This window comes from Pseudoxanthomonas sp. Root65 (assembly GCF_001427635.1).
Classification (GTDB): Bacteria; Pseudomonadota; Gammaproteobacteria; order Xanthomonadales; family Xanthomonadaceae; genus Pseudoxanthomonas_A.
The window spans coordinates 866,225-887,153 of sequence record NZ_LMHA01000001.1; the positions used below are offsets into that span (position 1 = coordinate 866,225).

Consider the following 20,929-nt stretch of genomic DNA (forward strand, 5'->3'; position numbering starts at 1 on the left):
TCAGCGCACCGGGTCGCGGTAGCGGACGTCGTCTCTACGGAAAAGGTCTTCGTCGAACTTGAAGCGCAGGCGGATGAACGCGCCCTGCTGCGTGTACTCGTAACCGGTCAGGTCCTCGTCCCCGCGGAAGCCGGTGGCGTTGTAGCCCGCCGACAGCCAGAGGTTTTGCCGCAGCAGCCGCCCCACTTCCACGCCGAACGCATACTGGTTGGCGCCGTCCTGGCCGCGGAACGTGGAACCCAGCACGCCGATGTCCCAGTTCTCGGTGATGTCGTAGACCACGCGGCCGGAGACCAGCACCGCGTTGAAGTCGTCATCGACGCGGCCGGTGTCGGCATAGAAGAAGCTGTCCTGCTGCCACTTCGCGGCCACGCGGCCGGTCAGCCACCACGGCCGCGACGGATGCCAGTCGGCATGCGCCGAGACGATGTGCGCGCTGGTGCGGATGTCCTGGCCCGTGCCCGAACCGAAGCCCGAGCCGTCCATGCCGCTCTCGTCCTTCTCCAGCTTGTACTCGTAGCGGGCCAGCGCGTTGACGCGGTTGGTGTCCGTGTCGCGGTACGCCGCACCGATCTGGAAACGGTCCTGCAACACGTCGCCGCGCGCGTCGTACTCGGTGCGCAGCAGGTAGTTGCGCGCCAGCAGCGTCCAGTCGCGGCTCAGCTTGCGGGCCGCCAGGAACTGCAGCAGCGTGGTGCTGTAGCCCTCGTTGGTCGGCGTGCCGGCCACATCGTCGGAGATGCGGTGCTCCACGCGCACGCTGCCGCGCCACATCGGATTGGCGGTGTAGTCCAGCGCGACGCCGATGCCGGTCGAATCGCCGACGTTGCCGGAGATCACGTTGGTATGTTCCAACGACGTATCCAGGCGCAGGCCCTCGCGCAGGTCCCAGCGGTTGCGGATGCCCGACGCGGCCTGGATGTCGCGGCCCGCGATGGCGTCACGCAGCCGGTACTCCGAGAACAGCTGCGTATCCTTGATGAAGCTGGTATCCACGCCCAGCGCGAGCGTGTCCGCTTCGCGCCCATCCTGGGTCAGGCCGTTGACGCCGCTGATGCCGGTCTGCTTTTCGTAGCGGCCATACACGCGACTGCGTTCGCGCAGCTGGTAGTCCATGCCGAGCGCCACGCGGTTGCGGTCCTCGCCATGGATGTCCTGCTCCACTTCGCCGCCCAGGCTGAAACGGTCGCTGGCGCGATAGCCCACGCCGATGCGCAGCATGTCCGACGACAGTTCGGTGCCTACCGGCAGGCCGCTGGCCACGTCGTTCGGGTTGCCGCTGCTGATGATCGGCAGGCCGGTCAACGGATCGAGCGGTTGCTGGCCATAGCCCAGCGCACCACCGCCGGCGCCGGTGGCATAGCCGCCGGACAATCCGCCGATGTTGCCGTAGCCGCTGTTGGTGGCCCAGGTGTAGTACGCGCCCACGGTCTCGCGGATGGCGCGGTAGCCGACATCCAGCGTCAGCTTGTCGGTCAGCTTCACCCGCGTGCCCGCGCTGGCGGCGTTGCGTTCACCCCCATCGGGATTGCGGTCCTCGCTGCGCAGCCCTTCGGCATACAGCTCGAACCGGTCGTTGAGACGCCAGCGCGTGGTCAGGCTGTACTCGCCGCGGCCGCCGTACAGCGGCGACGCGGGATTGTTGAACTCCGGATCGGACTGGCCGGCGAACAGCTTCAGGTCCACGTCCTCGCTGGCGTGTCCCAGCTCCATGCGCCACGCGTTGCCTTCCACCAGCCCGCTGAGGCCCTGCAGCGCGGGCGTGCCGTACTGGTTGACCGAGTTGGTGTTCACTTCGCTGCGCGTGCGCGCGGCTTCGGCCACCAGCCACGTGTTCGCGCCCAGGCGGTAGCCGATGTTCGCGCTGCCCATCTCGAAGGCGGCGAACGGATTTCGGTCGTCCACGTACGAGCCGCCGATCTCGCCGTGCTCGCCCACGCGCAGCTGCGCATCCGCGCCCAGTACCAGGAACTTTTCGGTGCCCTGGTCCAGTTCGTAGGTGATGCGCAGCGAAACGGGATTGAGGTCGCTGTCGAACGACGGCAGGAAGCTGTTGAGCAGGATGCGCCCGGAGAACGGCTCGAAGCTGTAGTCCACCAGCCGCCCCAGCGGACGCACCGAGACGATGCGCGAAGGCTGGTTGCGATCGCGGACGACCACTTCCACGCGCTCGCTGCCTTCCAGCACCGCATTGTTGCGCAGGCCGTAAGGACCGCTGCCGGAAGCGGGAAGCTCCTCGATCACCTGGCGCAGCGAATCCTCGATGGCGAAGACATTGCCGCGCACGCGTGCGTTTTCGAAGTGCCAGCCCAGGCCGGTGGCGGTGCGGTTGTAGGTGCCCAGCACGCGCGGCGCGGCGCGGCTGCCGGCATCCACGCCGGTCTGCGTCGCCAGGTTGTCGCCGGTCTGGAAATCGCCATACAGCAGGTAGCTGCGGCCCTTGTCCACGCGCACGTACAGGCGTTCGGCCGACCGCGCATCGAAGCCGCGCAGCGAGGCGTCGCCGTATACAGGGTAGAACTCTTCCGGCTGGATGTCGCGCAACAGGCGGGCACGCACCTCCTTGTCGGAATCGTAAGCCGCGGTGAGCAGGTATTCGCCCTTGATCGTGCCCTTGGCGAAGAACGCCGCACGCGCCGCACCGTTGGCCTTGCCACTGTTGAACTGCTTCTCCCAGCGACGGATCTCGCGCTCGAAGCCATCGCCGCGTTGGGTGCCGTTGATCAACCCGTCGCCGTTGCGGCGGAAGTTGATCACGCCTTCGATCAGGCCGGTGGCGATCATGTCGCGCATTTCCGGCACGAAGCCGACCACGCCCTCGGCGCTGTGCGCGCCCGACGTCACCCGCAGCAGCACGTCCTGCGGATCGTGCGGCGCGAGCAGTTCGAATTCGGCCCTGCCGTCGCGCACGGGAAGCTGCACGCCGGGCGTGGCCTTGTCGGCATCCAGCCGGCCGGGACCGAGTTCGTCGGTGCGTCCGTCCGGCAGCTTGATGCGCCCTCCGGTGTGCTCGATGGTGGCGAACGCGTCGCCCGCCATCGGCTTGCCGTCGGCATCGAACAGCTGCACCACCACGCGCACCGGCGACTGGCCATCGGCTGGGACGCCGTCGCGGTCGACATCGACCACCACGCGGTCGACGCCCGCGTTGACGCGGTAGTCCACGTTGCCCGGCTGCGCGTACAGCGGTTGCGACGCGGTGTCCTGCAGCTGCGGGGATTGCGGGAACAGGGGCGTGCCCTGCCCCAGCACGGGCGTGAAGCGCTGGTCGCCGGACACGGTCTGCGCCGTCGCCAGCGTGGGCACGATGGCCAGCGCGAGGGCGAGCGCCAGCGGATGGTGGGAATGACGCGTGACACGCATGGGCTTGGCTTCCGACGGGGCTGAGGGGCGGGAGGGGATGCGGCTCATGGCTGCACCTCCTTGCCTTCATCTCCATCCGTGGCGGTCGCCCTCGGCGCGACGATCGGCTGCTGGTTGGCCGAATCGGTGGCCTGCTGCGGCGCGCGCGCCGGCTTGCTGTCGAAGCGCAACGGCTGCTGGTTGCGCTCGGTCTCCGGTGCGCGGATCTCGCCCTGCGTGCGGCGCGCCTTCACCTGTTCCATCACCGGGTTGGAGCAGCTGCCCTCGATGAAGTCCGCGCGGTGCAGCTCGCCGTTCTTCAGGTCGATGAAGAGGCTGTCCGCATCGCCCAGGTTGCGGTTGCTGCTGGTGGTCAGGCGCGAGCCGACCGGCAGCGTGGACGGATCGACCTTCAGCGTGTGGCTCTTCGGCGGCAGGCCGCAGTAGCTGTACTTGCCTTCCGAGTCGCTGACCATCCAGGTGCCGTCCTCGAAGTACATGCGTACGCCGGGGATGCCGATCTCTTCCCGATCCTGCACGTGGTTGACGTTGCAGTCCACGAAGATCTTGCCCAGCACGCAGCCTTCGTCGGTGAACACGCCACCGCTGACGATCACGCGGTACTCGGCCGGATTGGACGGCACCACGCCGCCGTTCGGGTACGGCGCCAGCGTGGTCGGATCCACGCAACCGCCCTCGATGGAACAGCCATGGGCACGCGCCCGGTTGATGCCGTCACCCTGCTGGCTGCCCACGCCGACGCGGACGCGGTAGCTGAGCGTCTTCTGCGCGCCGACGGCGAGCGGACCGACATCGAACACCAGCGTCGGGCCGGGCTTGCCCAGCGGATTGGCGATGCCCGCACCATCGACACGCGCAGTGCCGTCGATGAAGGTGAACCCGTGCGGCAGGCGGTCGACGACGTTGACTGTGCCCATCGACGCACCCGCCGTCTGGCGGATGGTGATGGTGTAGACCAGGCTGTCGCCCACTTCCACCGTCTTGCGGTCGCCGGTCTTGGTGATGACCAGGCCCGGTGCGACCTGCGGGTCGAGCGGGATGTGGTTGTGCACCGGCACTGCCACGGCCGAACCCAGCGTCAGCTCCAGGTAGTAGCGGGTTGCCGTGCCCACCGGCGCCGTCGGCGCGGTGGCATTGGTCTGCACCGGATGCCCCACGCCCGGCGTGGACGGCGGCGACAGCGGCGCGGTTTCCGCCGGGATCATCCCGGACTCGAACGCATAGCCGGCCGGCGGCGTCACTTGCAGCTGGAAGCGGCACGAGGCAGGCGCATCCGGACCCAGCAGGAACTGGTAGAAGCCTTCCGCACCGACCGTCATCGACACCGACGTGCCCTGCACGGTGTAACCGCCCAGCGCGGCGTTCAGCACGTGCTGCTCGGGCGCGTAGCCCGCGCAGGTACCCACCGGCGTGAGCGTGACGCGTGAACCGGGGACCGGCGTGCGCGTGGTCGCGTCGTACACCACGCCACCGGGATTCAGCGGCAGGCTCTGCTGCGGCAGGTTGGCGCCCGGCGCCAGTACCACCGCCAGATGCGTGAAGCCGTTGTCGCTGCTGCGGCACGAACTGGCCGTGCCGTTGGCGACGGCACTGCCCGCATCGCACGGCACCGGCGGACCGGTGACGGTTTCGCCACTGACCGGTAGGCCCCAGACCACGTCCGTCGCCGGATCACGGAAACGGATGGCCAGCGGGATGCCCGGCACCTGGTCGGCGATCGAGTACGTACCGTCCGCGCCCGTGGTCGCCGTGCCGACGACCTGGCCGTTGCCGTTCACCACCTCCACCACCCAGCCGGACAGGCGACGGTCGCCGCCGTCGATCAGGCCGAACTCGCTGCCTTGGTCGAACCACACCGTGCCCGACACCGACGCAGACAACTGCACGGCGGTGGGCAGGCGGCACGCGTTCTGCGTGATCGCCGGATCGCACACCGGCAGGTCGGCCGGATTGCCTTCGAAGTCGGCGCGCTCGTCGGTGGTCGGCGTGCGGAACTCGTTCTCGCCGCCGCCTTCCACCAGCACAGCGTTGTTGACCGGCGTGCCGGTCGCTGCCGACGCATCCACGCGGACCTGCGCGACGATGGCATCGGCCAGCGTGGCACCCGCCGCGACCACCGCGCCGCTGCTGCAGCGGAAGCGGTTGTCGCCGGAAGCACCCGTGCAGGTCCAGCCGTTGCCGGTCGGCGTGGCCGCCAGCGTGAGGCCGGCCGGCAGGCGGTCTTCCACCACGTACTCACTTGCGCTCGGCTGCTGGCCGATGTTGCGCACACGGATGGTGTAGCTGCCCGGGTTGTTGACGGTGAACGTGGTGGGCGTGGCGGTCTTGCTGACCACCAGGTCCGGCGAATCGCCGATCTCGCCGAAGTTGTTGTCGATGGAATCGCCGCCCGGCGGCAACACGATGCCGCTGATAGCCGACGGCGTGGTGCTCACCGGCGTGGCGACGCCCACCGGCGTGCCATCGAGGGTGCCCGGCGTGGTGATGCCGTTGAGCGTCTCCGCCGGCTGGGTGGGCTCGGTCACCGTGTAGGTGCCCGGGCGCAGGTCGTCGAAGCGGTAGCGGCCTTCGCTGTCGGTGGTGACGGTGACGTCCACCGTTTCGCCCAGCTCATTGGTGCCGGTCAGCACGACCTGCACGTTGGGGAAGCCGCCTTCGCCGGCATCGATCACGCCGTTGTTGTTGCCGTCGTTGTAGACGCGGCCGGCTATGCTGCCGGAAGGCACTTCACCAAAGTTGTTGCCGCTGGCTTCCTCGCCCACGCCCAGCACGACAGCGCTGATCACCGACGGTGTGCTGGTCGGCGGCGTGGCGGTGCCGCCACCCGTGCCCGGCATCGTGGTGCCGTTGAGCGTGCCGGCCGGCTGGTCGGGCTCGGTGATGATGTACGTGCCCGGCGGCAGTTCGGTGAAGGCATAGCTGCCATCCGGCTGCGTGGTCACCTCGCGGGTGATGGTGTTGCCGGCCAGGTCGGTGCCGGTCAGGCGCACGACCACGTTGCCGATGCCCTGCTCGGACGGGTCGATGACGCCGTCGTTGTCGGTGTCTTCCCACACGCGGCCGCTGATCGCGCTGTTCAGCGGAATCTCGCCGAACAGGTTGTCGACCGATGCGCTGCCCGGCGTGGTCAGGTCGATGGTGCTGATCGCGCTGGGCACGGTGGTGATCGGCGTGGCGGTGCCCGTCGACGTGCCGCCGACGGTGCCCGCGACGGTCTGACCGTTGCTGGTGCCGGTCGGCTGCTGCGGTTCGGTCACCGTGTAGGTGCCGGGACGCAGGCCGTCGAAAGCGTAGTCGCCGTTCGCATCGGTGGTCGTGGTCACCGACACCGACGCGCCAGTGTCATCGGTACCCGTCAGGGTGAGGGTCACGCCTTCGATACCGGTTTCAGCCGCGCCCGACTGCACACCGTCGTTGTTGGCATCGAAGAACACGCGGCCGGACAGCGACACGCCCAGCGTTTCACCGAAGTTGTTCTGTACCGAATCGCCGCCCGCGGGCAGGACGATGCCTGCGATGGCGCTGGGCAGGGTCGTCACGGACGTGGCGGTGCCGCTGCTGCTGCCGCCGACAGTGCCGGCCACCGTGAGGCCATTGAGCGTGGCAGCACCCCCCACGACGGGTTGCGCAGCCTGCTCGGTCACCGCATAAGTGCCGGCCAGCAGATCGCCGAAGCGGTACTCGCCATTGGCGTCGGTCACGGCGGCAGCGACGGCATTGCCCAGCGCATCCAGCGTGCCGGCAGGCAGGCTGACGCTGACACCGGCGATGCCGTTCTCACCTGCTTCGCGCACGCCGTTGTTGTTGGCATCCAGCCACACACTGCCGGACAGCGATGCTGCCAGTTCGCCGAAGTCGTTGCCGCTGGAACCGGCGGCCGGCAGGTTGGTCAGCGTGATGCGGTTGGAGGTGTTCTCCTGCCCATCGGCCAGACCGGTGGGCTGTGTCTCGACGATGCGGTAGTTCTGCCCCGTGATCGCACCGCCGTAGCTGTAGCCGCCGTTCGCATCGGTGGTCAGCGTGACCGGCGGCAGATCGTCGCCGGTGCCGAACACGCCATCCGGGCCGGCGCCTTCGATGACCACGGTGACGCCGGGGATGCCGGGTTCGCCACCGTCCTGGTCGCCGTTGTCGTTGCGGTCCAGATAGACCGTGCCGCTGATAGAGGCATTGGCAAGCTCGCCGAACAGGTAGCCGGTGGCCGCCTGGCCCGCAATGATCGCGATGCCGTCGATGACGTTAGACGTGGTGGCGCTGCCCGGCGTGGCGGCATTGCCCGGCGTGTGCCGGCCATCGATGTAGCCGGTGGGCTGCGTCTCGGTGATCGTGTACGTGGTGCCGGCCTGCGGCGGCAGCAGGTCGCGGAATACGTACGCACCGGCCGCATCGGTCTGCGCGGTGACATTGACCGCATTGCCCAGCACATCGGTACCGGTCAGCGTCACGGTGACGTTGGCGATCGGATTCTCGCCACCGTCGAAGGTGCCGTTGTTGTTGTTGGCGGCGGTGGCCGAGAAATCCTCGAACACCAGACCCGCCAGCGAACCCAGCATTTCGCCGAAGTCGTTGCCGGCGGAACCGGCCGGCGGCAGGTTGGCGATGTCGATGGCGTTGCTGGGATTTTCGGTGCCGTCGGCATAGCCCGCGGGCTGCGTTTCGCCGACGCGGTAGTCCTGCCCGACCACCAGGTCGGCGAACTGGTAGGCGCCATTGGCATCGGTCTGCACCGTCACCGGCGCCGGATCATCGCCATTGCCGAAAATGCCGTCGGCGCCCGCACCGGTCAGCGTGACGCTGACGCCCTGCAGCCCGCCGTTGGGACGCGAATTGACCGTGCCGGCGTCGCCACCGTCGAAGTTGCCGTTGCCATTGCGGTCCACGTAGACGCTGCCGGAAATACCGGCCACGGCGTCTTCGCCGAAGTTGAACACGGTGCCGTCGGTACCCGCACCCAGGTCGATGCCACTGATGCGATCGGTGGTGGCGGCATCACCCGCCACGCCGGTGCCCGGCGTACAGCCCGTGGCGCACGGCGCGCCGCCGACCTGGCCGGGATTCACCGCCGTCGGACGGTTCTGGTAGCTGCCGGTGGGCAGCACTTCGCGCAGCGTGTAGACGATCAGCGGATCCAGATTGCTGAAACCGTAGGCACCGCTGCCATCCGTCGTCGTCGTCGCGACGACGGCACCAGTGCCGGCGTCGAGCAGTTCGACCGTGGCGCCGCTGATGGGCGCATCGCCCGCGTCGCGGATGTCGTTGAAGTTGCCGTCGATGTAGACGAAGCCCGACAGCGCCGGGCGGCGCACTTCAGGGAAGTTGTAGCGCACGCCGGCCTGGTCGGCGCCGACCGGGATGGCGGCGATGATCGAGTTGGGCGAACCGGCGCTGTAGGTGCCACCCAGCGAAGGCTCCGCGCCACCGCTGGTGGGCAGGGCCACGGGACTGTTGACGAAGCCGGCAGGCTGCGTCTGCGTCAGTGTGTAGCCGGCGGCATCGGCCGGCGACAGATCGGTGAAACTGTAACTGCCGTCGGCAGCGGTGATGGCACTGCGATTGACGGCGTTGCCGTACGCATCGATGCCGGTCAGGGTGATGGTCACGCCCGCGATGGCCGGTTCGGTAGCTGCGCCCTGGTGGGTGCCGCCGTTGGCGCCGGTGCGGTCACGATCTTCGAACACCACGCCCGCCAGGCTGGAGCGCGTGATGCCGAGCGGGACGGTGGTCGTGTTGTTGCCCGGGACCGGATCGACCTGTTCGGTCGCGATGGTCGCGGTGTTGTTGGTGGTACCGCCCGCGGGATACGCATCCCAGCGCGCGGGCACGATGATGCGTGCGCGACCGGTGACCGTCATGTCGCCCAGGGTGCAGGTGACGGTATTGCCCGCCTGGCTGCAGGTGCCCGTCCCGACGGGTTGTTCGTCGCCGCCCGGATCGGGGCCATCCTTCCGCCAGGTGATCGGACCGGTGACGATGAGGTTCGCCGGCAATGTGTCGGTCACCACCGTGCCGGTGCCATTGAGCGGACTGGTACCCGTACGGTCGCGCGAGAGACTCGCACCCGGACCGTTGTTGACCCCGCCGATCACGTAATAGAACGGCTGTCGCAGCGACACCGAGCCGATGGTGGGCGGCAGCGCCACGGCGGGATCCGGGTCGGGTGCCAGCGCGACCATGGTCTTGGTGACGGCCAGGTCGGCGCGCGAACGGATCGTCGTGTCCTGGTCCGCGGTGTTGTTGGCGAGGTTGGTGTCGGTCTCCGCCGAGCTGGCGGTCGCCGAGTTCAGCAGCGTATCGCCGGAGGCGCCGGGCGGCGTCTCGTAGGCATAGCGCAGGTAGAGCGTGCTGGTCTGGCCGGATGCCACCACACCCGGCAGGTTGGTGGAGAAGCCGATGCCCGGCATCACGCAATCCAGCACCAGCGGCGCACCCACCGCAGGGTTGCTGCCCGCGGTCACACTGCAATCCGTGTCGACGAACGGCCCCGCTGTCGACGCGGACACGCCAAGGAAGCGCACGGTACGGCCCACGAGCGGCGTCAACGTATCGCTGATGCGTACGTTCGTGGCTACCGACGGTCCGTTGTTGCGCACGGTGACGCGATACGTGATGGCATTGTTGGCCGCTGTCACGGCGTCGTAGCCCAACGGATCCACGCCGCCGGTGAAGCCGGTATCCACCTTGTTGGTGATCAGGTCCACGCTGCCGCTGTTGAACGGCAGGCTGGCACTGCGCTGGTCGTCACCGGCGCTGCCGTCGGTATTGAAATCGAAGCTGCCATTGGCGTCCGAACCGCTGGCGGGGTCGGGCGTACCGTCGTTGTTGCGGTCGAAGAAGAAGTCCGCCACGTTGGTGAAGACGCGTCCGGTGTTGCCGACATTGACGTTCGGACGGATCACCACCGTCAGGCTTTCGGTCTGGCCATTGGCGAGCGACAGCGGCGCGCAGGTCAGCGTGACCTGTGCGGTGCCCGCGGTCGGATTGGCGTACGACACGCCACCTGCGGCGGGCGCGGTGGTGATGCCGGGACCGGGCGAGGCCGCGCACGCGGCGGTGCCGCCACCGGTGCGGGTGGCCGACATCAGTACGAAGCCGGCATCGTCGGCGGGCAGCGTGAACACATCACGGAACACCACGCCCGGGACCGTCGACGGCCCCTGGTTGCGGAACGACATCACGTAGGTCGTGTTGACGCCGGCCTGGCCGGTCGCGCCCGAGCTGATGCTCTTCGCCGTGGTCTGCACGTTGGCGACGCGATCGATCCGCAGCCAGTCCGACGCGTTGTTGTTGCCCGCGTTGATCTCGCCGACCGACCCTGCCACGGCGGCATCGATGCCGACCCCGGCGGTATTGCAGAACGCATTGGTCGTGGGCACACCGCCACAGGTGCCCGCGCCCAGTCCGGCGCTGTCGAAGAGCGCGCGCTGCACCGTCAGCACGATGCTGGCGCTGGCGCCGTTCGCCAGGGCCGTGGTGCCGGAGCGGCACACGACCGACGCGCCGGTCGTGCAGTTCCAGCCCACGGGTGCATTCGCGCTGACGGTGGTGCGGCCGGTCACGAAACCCGGAATCGCATCGTTCACCACGATGCCGGTGGTGCTGTTCGGGCCGTCGTTGGTGATGGTGAGCGTATAGGTCACCGTGTCCTGCGCGGCGGTCAGCACATTGTCCGCATCGCCCGGGCCATTGGTCTGCTTGGCGATGCGCAGGTCGGCGCGCTCGTCGGTGGTGCGGGTGCCCGCGCCACTGCAGTCGTTTCCGGTTTCCGGATCCTGGTCGATGCCACCGGCCGTCAGCGGTTCGACCGAACCGTTGGAGCCGCCAGTGCACGCGGTATTGGTCAGCGAGCCCGCGGCACGCGCGCGGCTGACGATCTGCAGCTGCGGCGAGTTGGTGTTCACCGCCAGCGGAAGCGAACCGGCATTCAAGTCGCAGGTCACGCGTTGCCGTGCGGGCGGCACGGCATACGGATTGTCGACCGCGCAGGTCCACGGACCGGATGCGGACACGAACTCTTCACCCGCGGCGAGTTCGTCGACCACCTGTACCTGTCCGCTGGCGGCGCGCGGCCCCAGGTTGCGCACGCGGATCAGCGAGGTCATTCGGCTGTCGGTGTCGGGGCCGACGCCATCCCACACTGCGACCAGCGCCGGCGACTTGCTTTTGGTCATCGACAGGTCGGCACCGTCGGCCAGCACGGTGAAGGTGACGCTGCCATTGTTGTTGTTCACGCCCAGGACGGGACCGTTCGGATCCGGCGTCGTGGAGCTGATCGTCGCCGTGTTGGTGACGTCGCCGCTGCTGTTGGCGCCCGTGGAGGGCACGGTGGCGACGATGGTGAGTGTCTCCACCGCACCGACCGGCATGGCCGCCGCGCGCGTGCACGTCCGCGTGCCGTTGGCGCCATCGTTGCTGCAGCTCCAGCCACCCGGCTGGGTGCCACCGGTGATCACGAAGCCCGCCGGCAGTGCGTCGGTGATGCTGACGTTCTGCGCCACGCTCGGGCCGAGGTTGCGCGCGGTCAGGGTGAAGGTGACGGACTGGCCCGCGATCGCGGGCGCGGGTGCCGCGGACTTGCTCAGTGCCAGGTCGGCACCCGGCGTGATGCTGGTGGTGACGTTGGCATCGTTGTTGCTCGGATCCGCATCCGGCGTGCCGATGGCTTCCACCGTCGCCGCGTTGATGATGTTGCCGCTGCCGGCGTTCACGCGGGCACGGAAGGTGAAGCTGCTGCTCGACCCCACCGCCAGCGTTCCGGCGTGGGTCGCGGTCATGGTGCCGCTGTTGAACGTCCAGCCAGCGCCATTGAAGCTGCTGGCCACGTACGTCGCCGCTGCCGGCAGCGTGTCCACGACACGGAAGTTGGTGGATGCGCTCGGGCCGTCGTTGAAGACGGTCAGCGTGTAGGTGACTTCGCCACCGCCCACCACGGGATCCGGCGTGGCGCTCTTGAGCAGGCGCAGGTCGCCAGCGATCGTCAGGGTGGTGGCTTCGTTGCGCTGGTTGTTGGCGGTGTTGGTGTCGCTGGCGAAGAACGCATCGCCCGGGGTGAGCGCCGTGATCGGCGTGCCGGCCGGCGGTACCGCGGAACCGAAACCGATGGCGCCCCGCATCGTCACCGTGCCCGGTGCCTGGCCGCCCGTATCGACGCCGAGTTGGAAACTGACCGGCGCGCCCTGCGCCGTCTGCGTGCCCACCAGTTCGCCCACCGCGCACACCACGCGCGTGGTTACGGCGGCGTCGGCGCTGCAGAATGCCGGCAACGTGCCGGCCACCGTGCCGGCAGGCAGGTCGAAGATCACCACGGCGTTGGGCACCGTATCGGCGGCGCCGTTCTCGACCGTGACGTTGTAGACCACCTCGCCGCCGGCCGGCGTCGGATCGTAGCCCGTGTCGGAAAGGTCCGTGATCTGCAGATCGGCCGCCAGTGCGGCAGGTGCCAGCAGCCATGTCGCCAAGGTCATCCAGCGCCACGCCCGGCTGCGATTCCGCAGCGACCACCCCGTCGAACCCGCGCGCGCGCGCGCGCATCCGCCGATCGATGTCGGCTCACCCTGCTCGTTCACTGATTTTCCCCTGTTCCACCTGGCCGGATCGAACCCGGCAAGCCATCAGGACGGCCTTGCCCGCGTCACGGCAGCAACCGTGGCGGGGATCGACCCTCGGGATGGCGAGAAGACATCACCGCTCGTGCGGTGCGACTCCAGTGCCGATGCCGGCGCCGGAGGTGCGCGAAGTCTCTATTGCGTTGGGACGGGCATCAATGACGGTGGCTCACCCAAACTCACCGATTCTCACAGGAGGCGAGCGTCAGGGTGCGAATACATAGCCGATTCCCCGCACGGCGCGCAGCGGCAGCGGCTGCGAGAAACGGCTGTTGACCTTTCCGCGAAGACGATGGACAAGAACGTCCAGCCGATGGGGATCGAAATCCCAGGGCTGATCGGTAAGCACCTCGATAAGCGCCTTTCTGAACACGGGCGTTCCAGGCCGCTCCAGAAGCCGGGCTAGGATCGTGCGCTCCGCCTCGCTGAGCGCCAGCGTCCTGGCATCGGGTCCATGCAACGTCCAGCCTGCGTCGGACAACGACCAGGTGGGCGCATCCTGGTCATCCAGTGCCGCGCCATTCATCGCGGGTGCCAGCCGACGATGGAGATTGGCGACAGCCAAGGCCAGCACGTCGTAATCGATGGGCTTGGTGAGGAAAAGATCGGCGCCCATCGCAAGGCTCTTCGCCATGAGTTTCTTGCCGCCGCGGCCGGTCAGCAGGATGATGCCTACCGAAGCAAGCTGCCGCAGGTGCGACGCCGCCTCCAGCCCGCTTTCTCCGGGCAGGCCGATGTCCAGGACCACGATGTCGAGGGCCTGGACACTCATGTGGCGGTACAGGGCTTCTGCACTCGCCAGGCCCACCACGTCGTAGCCACGCTCGCTCAGCTCGTCGACGATCATGCCTCGCAGTTCGTCTTCATCCTCGACAACGGCAACGCGTGGAGACGGCAACTCGTGTTGGCTCATGGACAAGGGATTCAACGGCTCAAACGTAGCGTAACTCACATTTCGCGGCTTATGTCCACGCGCGCGTGTGAAAACTTCGCTTCCGGCACTTCCACCCTGATGAAGGGCGAGCTGGTCGTCACCAAGCAACTGCCCCGCTGCAGCACCTCCAAGCGGCGCAGCGCGTCACGGAGTCAGTCATCGATTACGTCATCCGTCTGTATGATGCGCCGGCCCAGCTGCCCCCCCCCCTCGCACGCCATCTGCTCGATCTCGACCCCGCCCTCATGTTCGATCGCGACAGTACGGTGGGTGCATTGCGCTATTCGACCAGCGCGCTGGCAGTGGAGTTGCTGCACGAATTCGCCGAAACCGGCTACTGATTGGCGCCCCAGGCGATAGAACGCCTGCCATCGGTGTGCTGTGGCGGATGCAGGGGATGAGTGCTCGTCGCGAGCTGGCCCGCAGCGTCCGACAACGGGCCGCAAAGGCCATACACCGTGCGGATCCCCGGTGCGAGCGCGCCGCCGCACCGCGACCGCCATGCGTCAGAAGATCACCGCCATCAGGAGTGCGATCGCGTCGATAAAGAACCAGTGCCAGTGGCCATGCGCGAACGCGGAGACCACGTGCTCGCCGGATGCCACCGCGCCGCCTACGGGGATGGCCGATTCCCGGCGACTATCAGACGAATCTGGATGTTCTCGGACTGCTTTTCTGGTGCCACCCGCACTCGAATACCAATCTCACTAAATTGATCTTCCTGAATCTAGCCCGTTTCAGCTCAAGATGCGGCTCACTTTTCGCCTCACTTCTTTACCGGCTCGCTTTGCATCTCCTCGGGCGCTCCAGTATGCCGTGCCATCTTTGTCTGCTTCCGGCCAGAAGCAAACATGAGAGCGGGCCGGAGTCTGAAGCGTTTAGGCGAGGGGACGCTAATAGCGCCCCCACACCCTAACTTCCGTATCGACATCGCTGTTCGAGCGCTCTCGTAGTGATCAGCGCGACGCGGGCTTCCGGCAGGCGATGCCCACGGTCTTGTAGGAATGGCGGCAGCGCTTCTGCTTGCGGGTATCCACCGACGAAGACGGGCGCGTCGAGGGTGTCGGTGCCGTTTCAGGCGCTGTGCTGCTGCGCTCCGCTGTGGCTTCAGTGCGGGCGCTCTGAGGCTCGGCAACCGGCTCACGGGCGAACGTCGCCGAGGAAGTGGCTGCAAGCAGGAAGAAGACGAAGGTGGTGACAGGGGATTTCATGGGAGTTGGTTCCTTGTTTGGAGGATGATGAGCAGGAGAGGGAGAGAAAGATCGCGCCCAGGCTTGACGGGTTGGCGACATCGGCCGTGCATCACGGCCGTCGTGTCAGTCGTCCGCACTGCGTGCCGGCACGTGGATCACACGAGGTTCGGCAGCGAAGAACGGCTCCAGTGCCGCCATGAACCGCGCGTGCGCGTCGCTGGGCTCGAACATGTCCACGTGCGCCGCGAGATCCCGCCATTGGACTTCAAGCACATAGAGGTCGGCTTGATCCAAGGAAGGCACGAGACGGTGCTTGTCATGACCGTCGGCCGCCGCGAGGAGTACGCTGACGCGTGCGAACGCGGCCTCGAAGGATGCTTGTTCACCGGGCCGGATACTCAGGAGGGCCAGTTCGGTCACCATGGTGGGCGTCCTCAAGCAACTGTGGCGGACGGCGTAGAGCCGGCCGGCAGTGAGACCGTCTGCCCCACTACATCGATGGCGACCTTGCCGCGCAGCGCGTAGGGGCCGGGGTTCTCCAGCAACGCATGCGCCTCGCCGATGCGCGCAAGCGGCAGGACCGCGCCGATGACCGGCTTCACCTGGCCGCGTTCGACCAGTGCCGTCAGCGCGTCAAGCTTTCCGCGATTCTGGCGGGTGAAGACGAAATGGTAGCTGGCATTCCGGCCCCAGGCTTCGATGAGGTTCTGCGGCTGCGCGATGTCCACAAGGCTGACGACGCGCCCGGCGTCGGCGAGCACCAGCGGGCTCCTGGCCAGCGTATCGCCGCCGATCGTGTCGAAGACGACGTTGACGCCACGTCCCCGGGTGATCGTGGCGACGGCTTCCACGTAGTCGTCGGTCATGAAGTCGATTGCCTCGTCCGCGCCGAGCGAACGCACGAACGCGTGATCAGTGGCACGTGCGGTCGTGATGACCCGTGCGCCGATGGCCTTCGCGACCTGGATCGCAAGGGTGCCGACGCCACCCGCACCGCCATGGATCAGGATCGTCTCGCCCACGGCGAGCTGCGCGCGCGTCACGAACGCTTCCCACACCGTTCCGCCAGCGAGCGTCAGGCTGGCCGCTTCCAGGTGGGTGAGGTTCGTGGGCTTGAGGCCCACCAGCTCCACGTCGGCAACATGCTGCTCGGCGTAGGAACCGGCGCCGCCGAAGATCCTGGGGGTGTAGTACACCTCGTCGCCCACGGCGAACTCGGTCACATGCGAGCCGACTTCTTCGATCACGCCGGAGACATCGTGACCGATGATCGCAGGAAGCGGCACGTGATCGACGTAGTCGCCGCGCCGGATCTGGTAGTCGAGCGGATTGACGGCAGTCGCATGGATGCGCACGCGCACCTGGCGGGGACCAACGTCCGGTACCAGCACATCGCGCATTTCGAACGCATCGGCTCCACCGAAGCGGCTGAGCACCATGGCTTTCATCGAGTCTTTCATCTTCATGTTTCCTCGTTGTGGGAACGGCCCGGGTCGGGCCGTGTGGTGCCAGATATAGTGGGAGCCGATATCCCGGGCAGTAGCCACGCGCCGCATGAAGCTGCTTCAAGCACGGATTGAAAATGGCGGGCCGGTCTGCTTCAGGCTGTGGGTGGCGCGACTCGCGGTCGAGCGTGACGCGGCGGTGGATCTTCAGCGATCATGCGTGCTGGTCCGACCGAGGTGGGCGTGATGGACTTCAGCGATTTGACCCTGTTCGTGCGGATCGCCCGAATGGCCAACATCAGTGCCGCGGCGCGGGATCTGGGCATCACGCCGGCGGCGGCGAGCGCTCGTCTTGCCGCATTTGAAAAGGGACTCGGCGCGCGGCTCATCCATCGCACGACGCGGTCGGCCACCCTGACGGAGGACGGCCGCGCATTCCTGCCCCATGCCGAACATCTGCTGGAGGCCGCCGACATCGCCCGGGGCGCGCTGGGCCGTGAGCAAGCCGCGCCGAGCGGCGTACTCAGGATTGCGGCGCCTGCGTCGTTCGCGCGGATGCACATCGTGCCGGGGTTGCCCGATTTCACCGACCGCTATCCCGATCTCAGGCTCGACATGCGTGTCTCCGACAGTGTGGTCGACCTGGTGGAGGGCGGTTTTGATGTGGCCGTTCGATATGCGGAACTGAAGGATTCGTCGTTCATCGCCAAGCGGATCGCACCCGACCGGCGTGTCCTGGTGGCATCGCCACGTTATATCGAACGCCACGGCGCGCCTAGATCGCCGGAAGAACTGGATGCGCACAGGTGCCTCGTGGTCGGCACGCTCGACCTGTGGACATTCCGGAACGCCGCCGGCGAGGTGTTCGCAAAGCGGGTAGCGCCTGCATTGCGTATCAACGATGGCGGGGCGGTGCGCGACGCGGCAGCCGACGGACTGGGTATCGCCCTGATGGCTACCTGGTGTGCGGCCGACGAGCTACGCGCGGGGACACTGGTGCCCGTCCTTCGCGACTTCCCGCTGGTGTCCACACAGACGCTGTGGGCGATCTATCCAAGCTCGCGCGAACTGGCACCGAAGGTACGCACCTTCATCGCCTGGCTGATCGAACGGTTCGGGCCCGAGCCCTATTGGGACCACGGGCTGCCGATCTGAGCGGGGGGCCACGTCGGTGGAGACTCGCCCTCCGCGTGGAGAGCGAGCGGGAAGCGGGGCGCGCGCGTCGCAGGCCCCGCGGGAGAGAACTCACTTGACCGGATGGTGACCGCCGAAGTACTTCACCGGCGACCAGACGGGCAACGTGGGCGGCAGTGGAGGTGCGAGACCGGTAAACGCCTGCGCGCCGAAGACCACCCGGCCGTCCACGACGGTCAGCACCGAGGAGATGGTCTTGATCTGGTCTTCGGGAACCGTGAAATAGTCCTTGTCGAGCAGCGCGAAATCGGCGAGGTGGCCCGGTGCGATCTTCCCCATCTCATCCTCCTGCTGGACGAACCAGGCGGCGCCGGTCGTGAATAGCGCCAGGGCCTCCGCGCGGGTCAGGACATTGTCGGGCGCAAGAATCCGCGAGCCCGATACCGACTTGCCCGTGGTCATCCAACTGATGCCGATCCAAGGGTTGAAGGTGGACGCACGGAAGGCATCCGTCGTCATCGCCAGCGGAACCCCGCTATCGACCAGCGTCCGCAGTCGCGGCGTATACCAGGCCTTCTCGCGCCCGTAGGTCGCTACGAATCCATCGCCGTGGGAGGCCATCTTCGTATCCAGGGCGATGCCCCCACCGAGTTTCTTGACCCGCGCGATGTTCTCCGGCGAGATCGTTTCGGCGTGCTCGATGCTCCAGCGCAGCCCATCCAGCGGCGTCTTGCGATCGACACTCTCGATGGCATCGAGAAACGGCGATATGTTCTCGTTGTAGCTGACATGCATGCGGAACGGAATGCCATGGCGGACCAGCTTGCCGATGTCCTCCTCCATCCTCGTCCGCATGAGCTCGGGATCGATGATGACGGCCGGCCTGTCGAAGTTCTCGTGATCGTGCACTTCCATACGGAGCAGTTCCCCGGCGCCCTCGTACTCATGGCCATGGCCCATCGTGGGATGCAGGTTCTGACCCGCACTGATCGGCGATTTCCGGGTGACCGCATTGATCTCCGCGTCCACCAGGCTGGCGCTGCTTTCGTCGCCGAACTGCAGATCGATGAACGGGAAGCGCACGTTGAGGCGGTCCTCCTCAATCAGCGTCCGTATCGGCGCATGCCCCGCGGGATAGCCGATCAACGGGGCCGCATCGACGATGGAGGTGATGCCGAAGCGATTGAGGTCATGGATGGCGTTGGTGATGGAGCTCACCTGTTCCTCGAAGGAAGGCTGGGGCACCATGAATTCGAGCGGGATGAAGGTGAAGGTGAAGCCGTGGACGACGCCGGTGAAATTGCCGCTCGCGTCCTTCTCGAACTCGGTACCCGGTGGCGTCGGGAACTTCTCGGTTCCCACGCCGAAGGCCTTCATCGCCAGATCGTTCAGGAACGCACGGTTGTAGGCGTACTGTACGATCAGCGGCCGGTCTGGGACGGCCTTGCGCAACTCTTCCAAGGTAGGAAACCGATTTTCCTCGAACTGATACGGCGCCCACCCGCCGATCACTTTCACCCAGTGTCCCTCCGGGGTACGTTTTGCCTGCTCGCTCAACATGGCGAGCGCACGCTTGAGGGTGGGAACGCCGTCCCATCGCGTGACGTAGTTGTAACCCCTCTCGTTGAGGACATGGGTGTGCGCATCATGGATGCCCGGAATCAGGCGCCTCTGCCCCGCATCCACCACACGCGTCTTGTCTCCCTTCAGGCCCAGGATGTCCGTGTCGGAACCTACCGAATAGATGCGGCCTCCTTTCACCGCAAGCGCGGAGGCTTCCGGCTGCGACTTCGTGCCCGTATGGATTTTCGCGTTGTAGACGATCAGGTCGGCGCCGGCGCTAGTTTCTGCGGCGTGGCCGCTGGTAACGCCGGACAGCACGAGGGCCATCAGGGCAAGTCGGACTTTCACGGGGTATCTCCTTGGGGGTTGGTGCGCGATCGCTGATCCGGGCCTTCGGCGGCGGAGCGAGTCACCCGGCTAGAAGAGGATCTTCAGCGTTGCCAGGGGAGCTTGATAAGGGCTGGCGCGGGAGTGCAGTCGTCCATGGATGGATGGATCGCGCGGCGGTCCGTCATTCCACCGCGACACGAGTGCCCTCATACCGTCAGCAATGGCGAAGCAACTTCCAGCGCACCGCAACGACGGCCTGTCGCCTAGCGGCCGAAGTTCGCGGGAGGAGGCGCCTCTTCAAAGCACTCGATCAGCAACTCGGTCAGCACGCGCACCTTGCGGGAAGGGTGCGGACTGGGCGGACGGATCACGTAGATGCCCGCCGTCGGCAATGGGTAGCGCGTCATCAGGGGTACCAGGGCACCGGAGGCCACATGTTCCTGCGTCAGGCCGTCGGGCAGCCATGCGATGCCCAGGCCCGCCAAGGCCGCATCGACCAGCGCGACGGCATTGTCGGCCTTGAAACGTCCTTGCGGACGCACCGTGACCACCCGCTCGCCATCCATGAACTGCCACGTCTCCGTGCCCTGCATCAGGGCAGGATGGTCGGGGACCTCGTCCGGGTTGTCCGGCGCGCCGTGCATCTCGATATAGGCGGGGCTGGCGACCAGCTTTCCGTAGATGGGTCCAACACGACGTGCCACCAGGTTGGAATCCTGCAGATATCCGACCCGTATGGCGCAATCGAAGCCCTCCCCGATCAGATCGACGAATCGATCGCTGTAGACGGTCTGCAGATGGAGGTGCGGGTGTCGTCGCGCCATTTCCGTGAATACCGGTGCGAAATGGGTAGGGCCGAACGACAGAGGGGCGGCAACACGCAGCCGGCCGCGCAGGTCGCCGTCGGGTTGCAGGATCTCGCGGAAGGTGTCGATCTCGGCATAGGCCCGTGCTGCATGCTCGCGGAAGAGGATGCCCGCCTCGGTGAGCGCCGCGCCGCGCGTCGTACGTGCGAGGAGTTGTACGCCAAGTTCCGACTCCAGTCGCGCAAGCCGCCTGCTGACGATCGACTTGGCCACACCGAGCCGACGTGCCGCCGCTGACAGGCTGCCTGCCTCGGCCAGTTCCACGAACGTCATCAGGTCGTCGATGTCCATCTTGGCGTTCCCCGCTGCGCAACACAGCCTGACATAAATCCGCCGCACCCCGGCGTTCCGATTCCCGGGACACAGCTGCACGGAAAATGGCGCTACCGGTGCGGGCAGTGAAGTGACAAGGTGCGTGGCGCAGATCGGGCCCGATGTGCTCGCCCCCCCATGTCCCCTCGCCACAGGATGCATCTGGTTGAACCGGGATTGGAATCGA

General features: G+C 67.0%; 9 protein-coding genes. 1 reads left to right on the forward strand and 8 read right to left on the reverse strand.

The window, feature by feature from the left end:
- The 6 genes from ASD77_RS03840 to ASD77_RS03860 form a co-directional block, all read right to left on the reverse strand.
- Window positions 1–3,411, reverse strand: a complete 3,411-nt coding sequence (locus ASD77_RS03840; protein ID WP_162247583.1) for a hypothetical protein — start codon at window positions 3,409–3,411, stop codon at window positions 1–3.
- Window positions 3,408–12,824 carry an SdrD B-like domain-containing protein gene (locus tag ASD77_RS03845; RefSeq protein ID WP_055937554.1) on the reverse strand — a complete coding sequence of 3,139 codons (9,417 nt, stop codon included), beginning with the start codon at window positions 12,822–12,824 and terminating at the stop codon, window positions 3,408–3,410. The genes ASD77_RS03840 and ASD77_RS03845 overlap by 4 nt, the downstream gene beginning before the upstream one ends.
- Window positions 12,825–13,170: 346 nt before the next feature.
- Window positions 13,171–13,878 (reverse strand): response regulator transcription factor, encoded by a 708-nt coding sequence (locus ASD77_RS03850; RefSeq protein ID WP_055937557.1) that lies wholly within the window; start codon window positions 13,876–13,878, stop codon window positions 13,171–13,173.
- A 977-nt stretch (window positions 13,879–14,855) separates the two neighbouring features.
- Entirely contained in the window at window positions 14,856–15,110 is a 255-nt protein-coding gene (locus ASD77_RS18005) for a hypothetical protein (RefSeq protein WP_156383456.1), read from the reverse strand.
- 105 nt (window positions 15,111–15,215) lie between these two features.
- The gene (locus ASD77_RS03855) at window positions 15,216–15,515 is read right to left on the reverse strand and encodes an antibiotic biosynthesis monooxygenase family protein (RefSeq protein ID WP_055937559.1); all 300 of its coding nucleotides are present in this window, start codon (window positions 15,513–15,515) and stop codon (window positions 15,216–15,218) included.
- An 11-nt stretch (window positions 15,516–15,526) separates the two neighbouring features.
- Complete coding sequence (locus ASD77_RS03860) at window positions 15,527–16,558, reverse strand: zinc-dependent alcohol dehydrogenase family protein (protein ID WP_200947354.1); 1,032 nt, start codon at window positions 16,556–16,558, stop codon at window positions 15,527–15,529.
- A 225-nt stretch (window positions 16,559–16,783) separates the two neighbouring features.
- Here ASD77_RS03860 and ASD77_RS03865 point away from each other — a divergent pair, with 225 nt between their 5' ends.
- On the forward strand, window positions 16,784–17,692 hold the full coding sequence (locus ASD77_RS03865) for a LysR family transcriptional regulator (RefSeq protein WP_055941020.1): 909 nt from the start codon (window positions 16,784–16,786) through the stop codon (window positions 17,690–17,692).
- 90 nt (window positions 17,693–17,782) lie between these two features.
- Here the strand turns inward: ASD77_RS03865 and ASD77_RS03870 are convergent, their stop codons facing one another.
- Both ASD77_RS03870 and ASD77_RS03875 read right to left on the reverse strand, forming a co-directional pair.
- Window positions 17,783–19,582, reverse strand: coding sequence for an amidohydrolase (locus ASD77_RS03870; RefSeq protein ID WP_200947355.1), 1,800 nt, complete (start codon window positions 19,580–19,582; stop codon window positions 17,783–17,785).
- A 245-nt stretch (window positions 19,583–19,827) separates the two neighbouring features.
- A complete protein-coding gene (locus ASD77_RS03875; protein WP_055937565.1) occupies window positions 19,828–20,721 on the reverse strand; it encodes a LysR family transcriptional regulator in 894 nt (297 codons plus the stop codon).
- Window positions 20,722–20,929 lie beyond the last annotated feature (208 nt).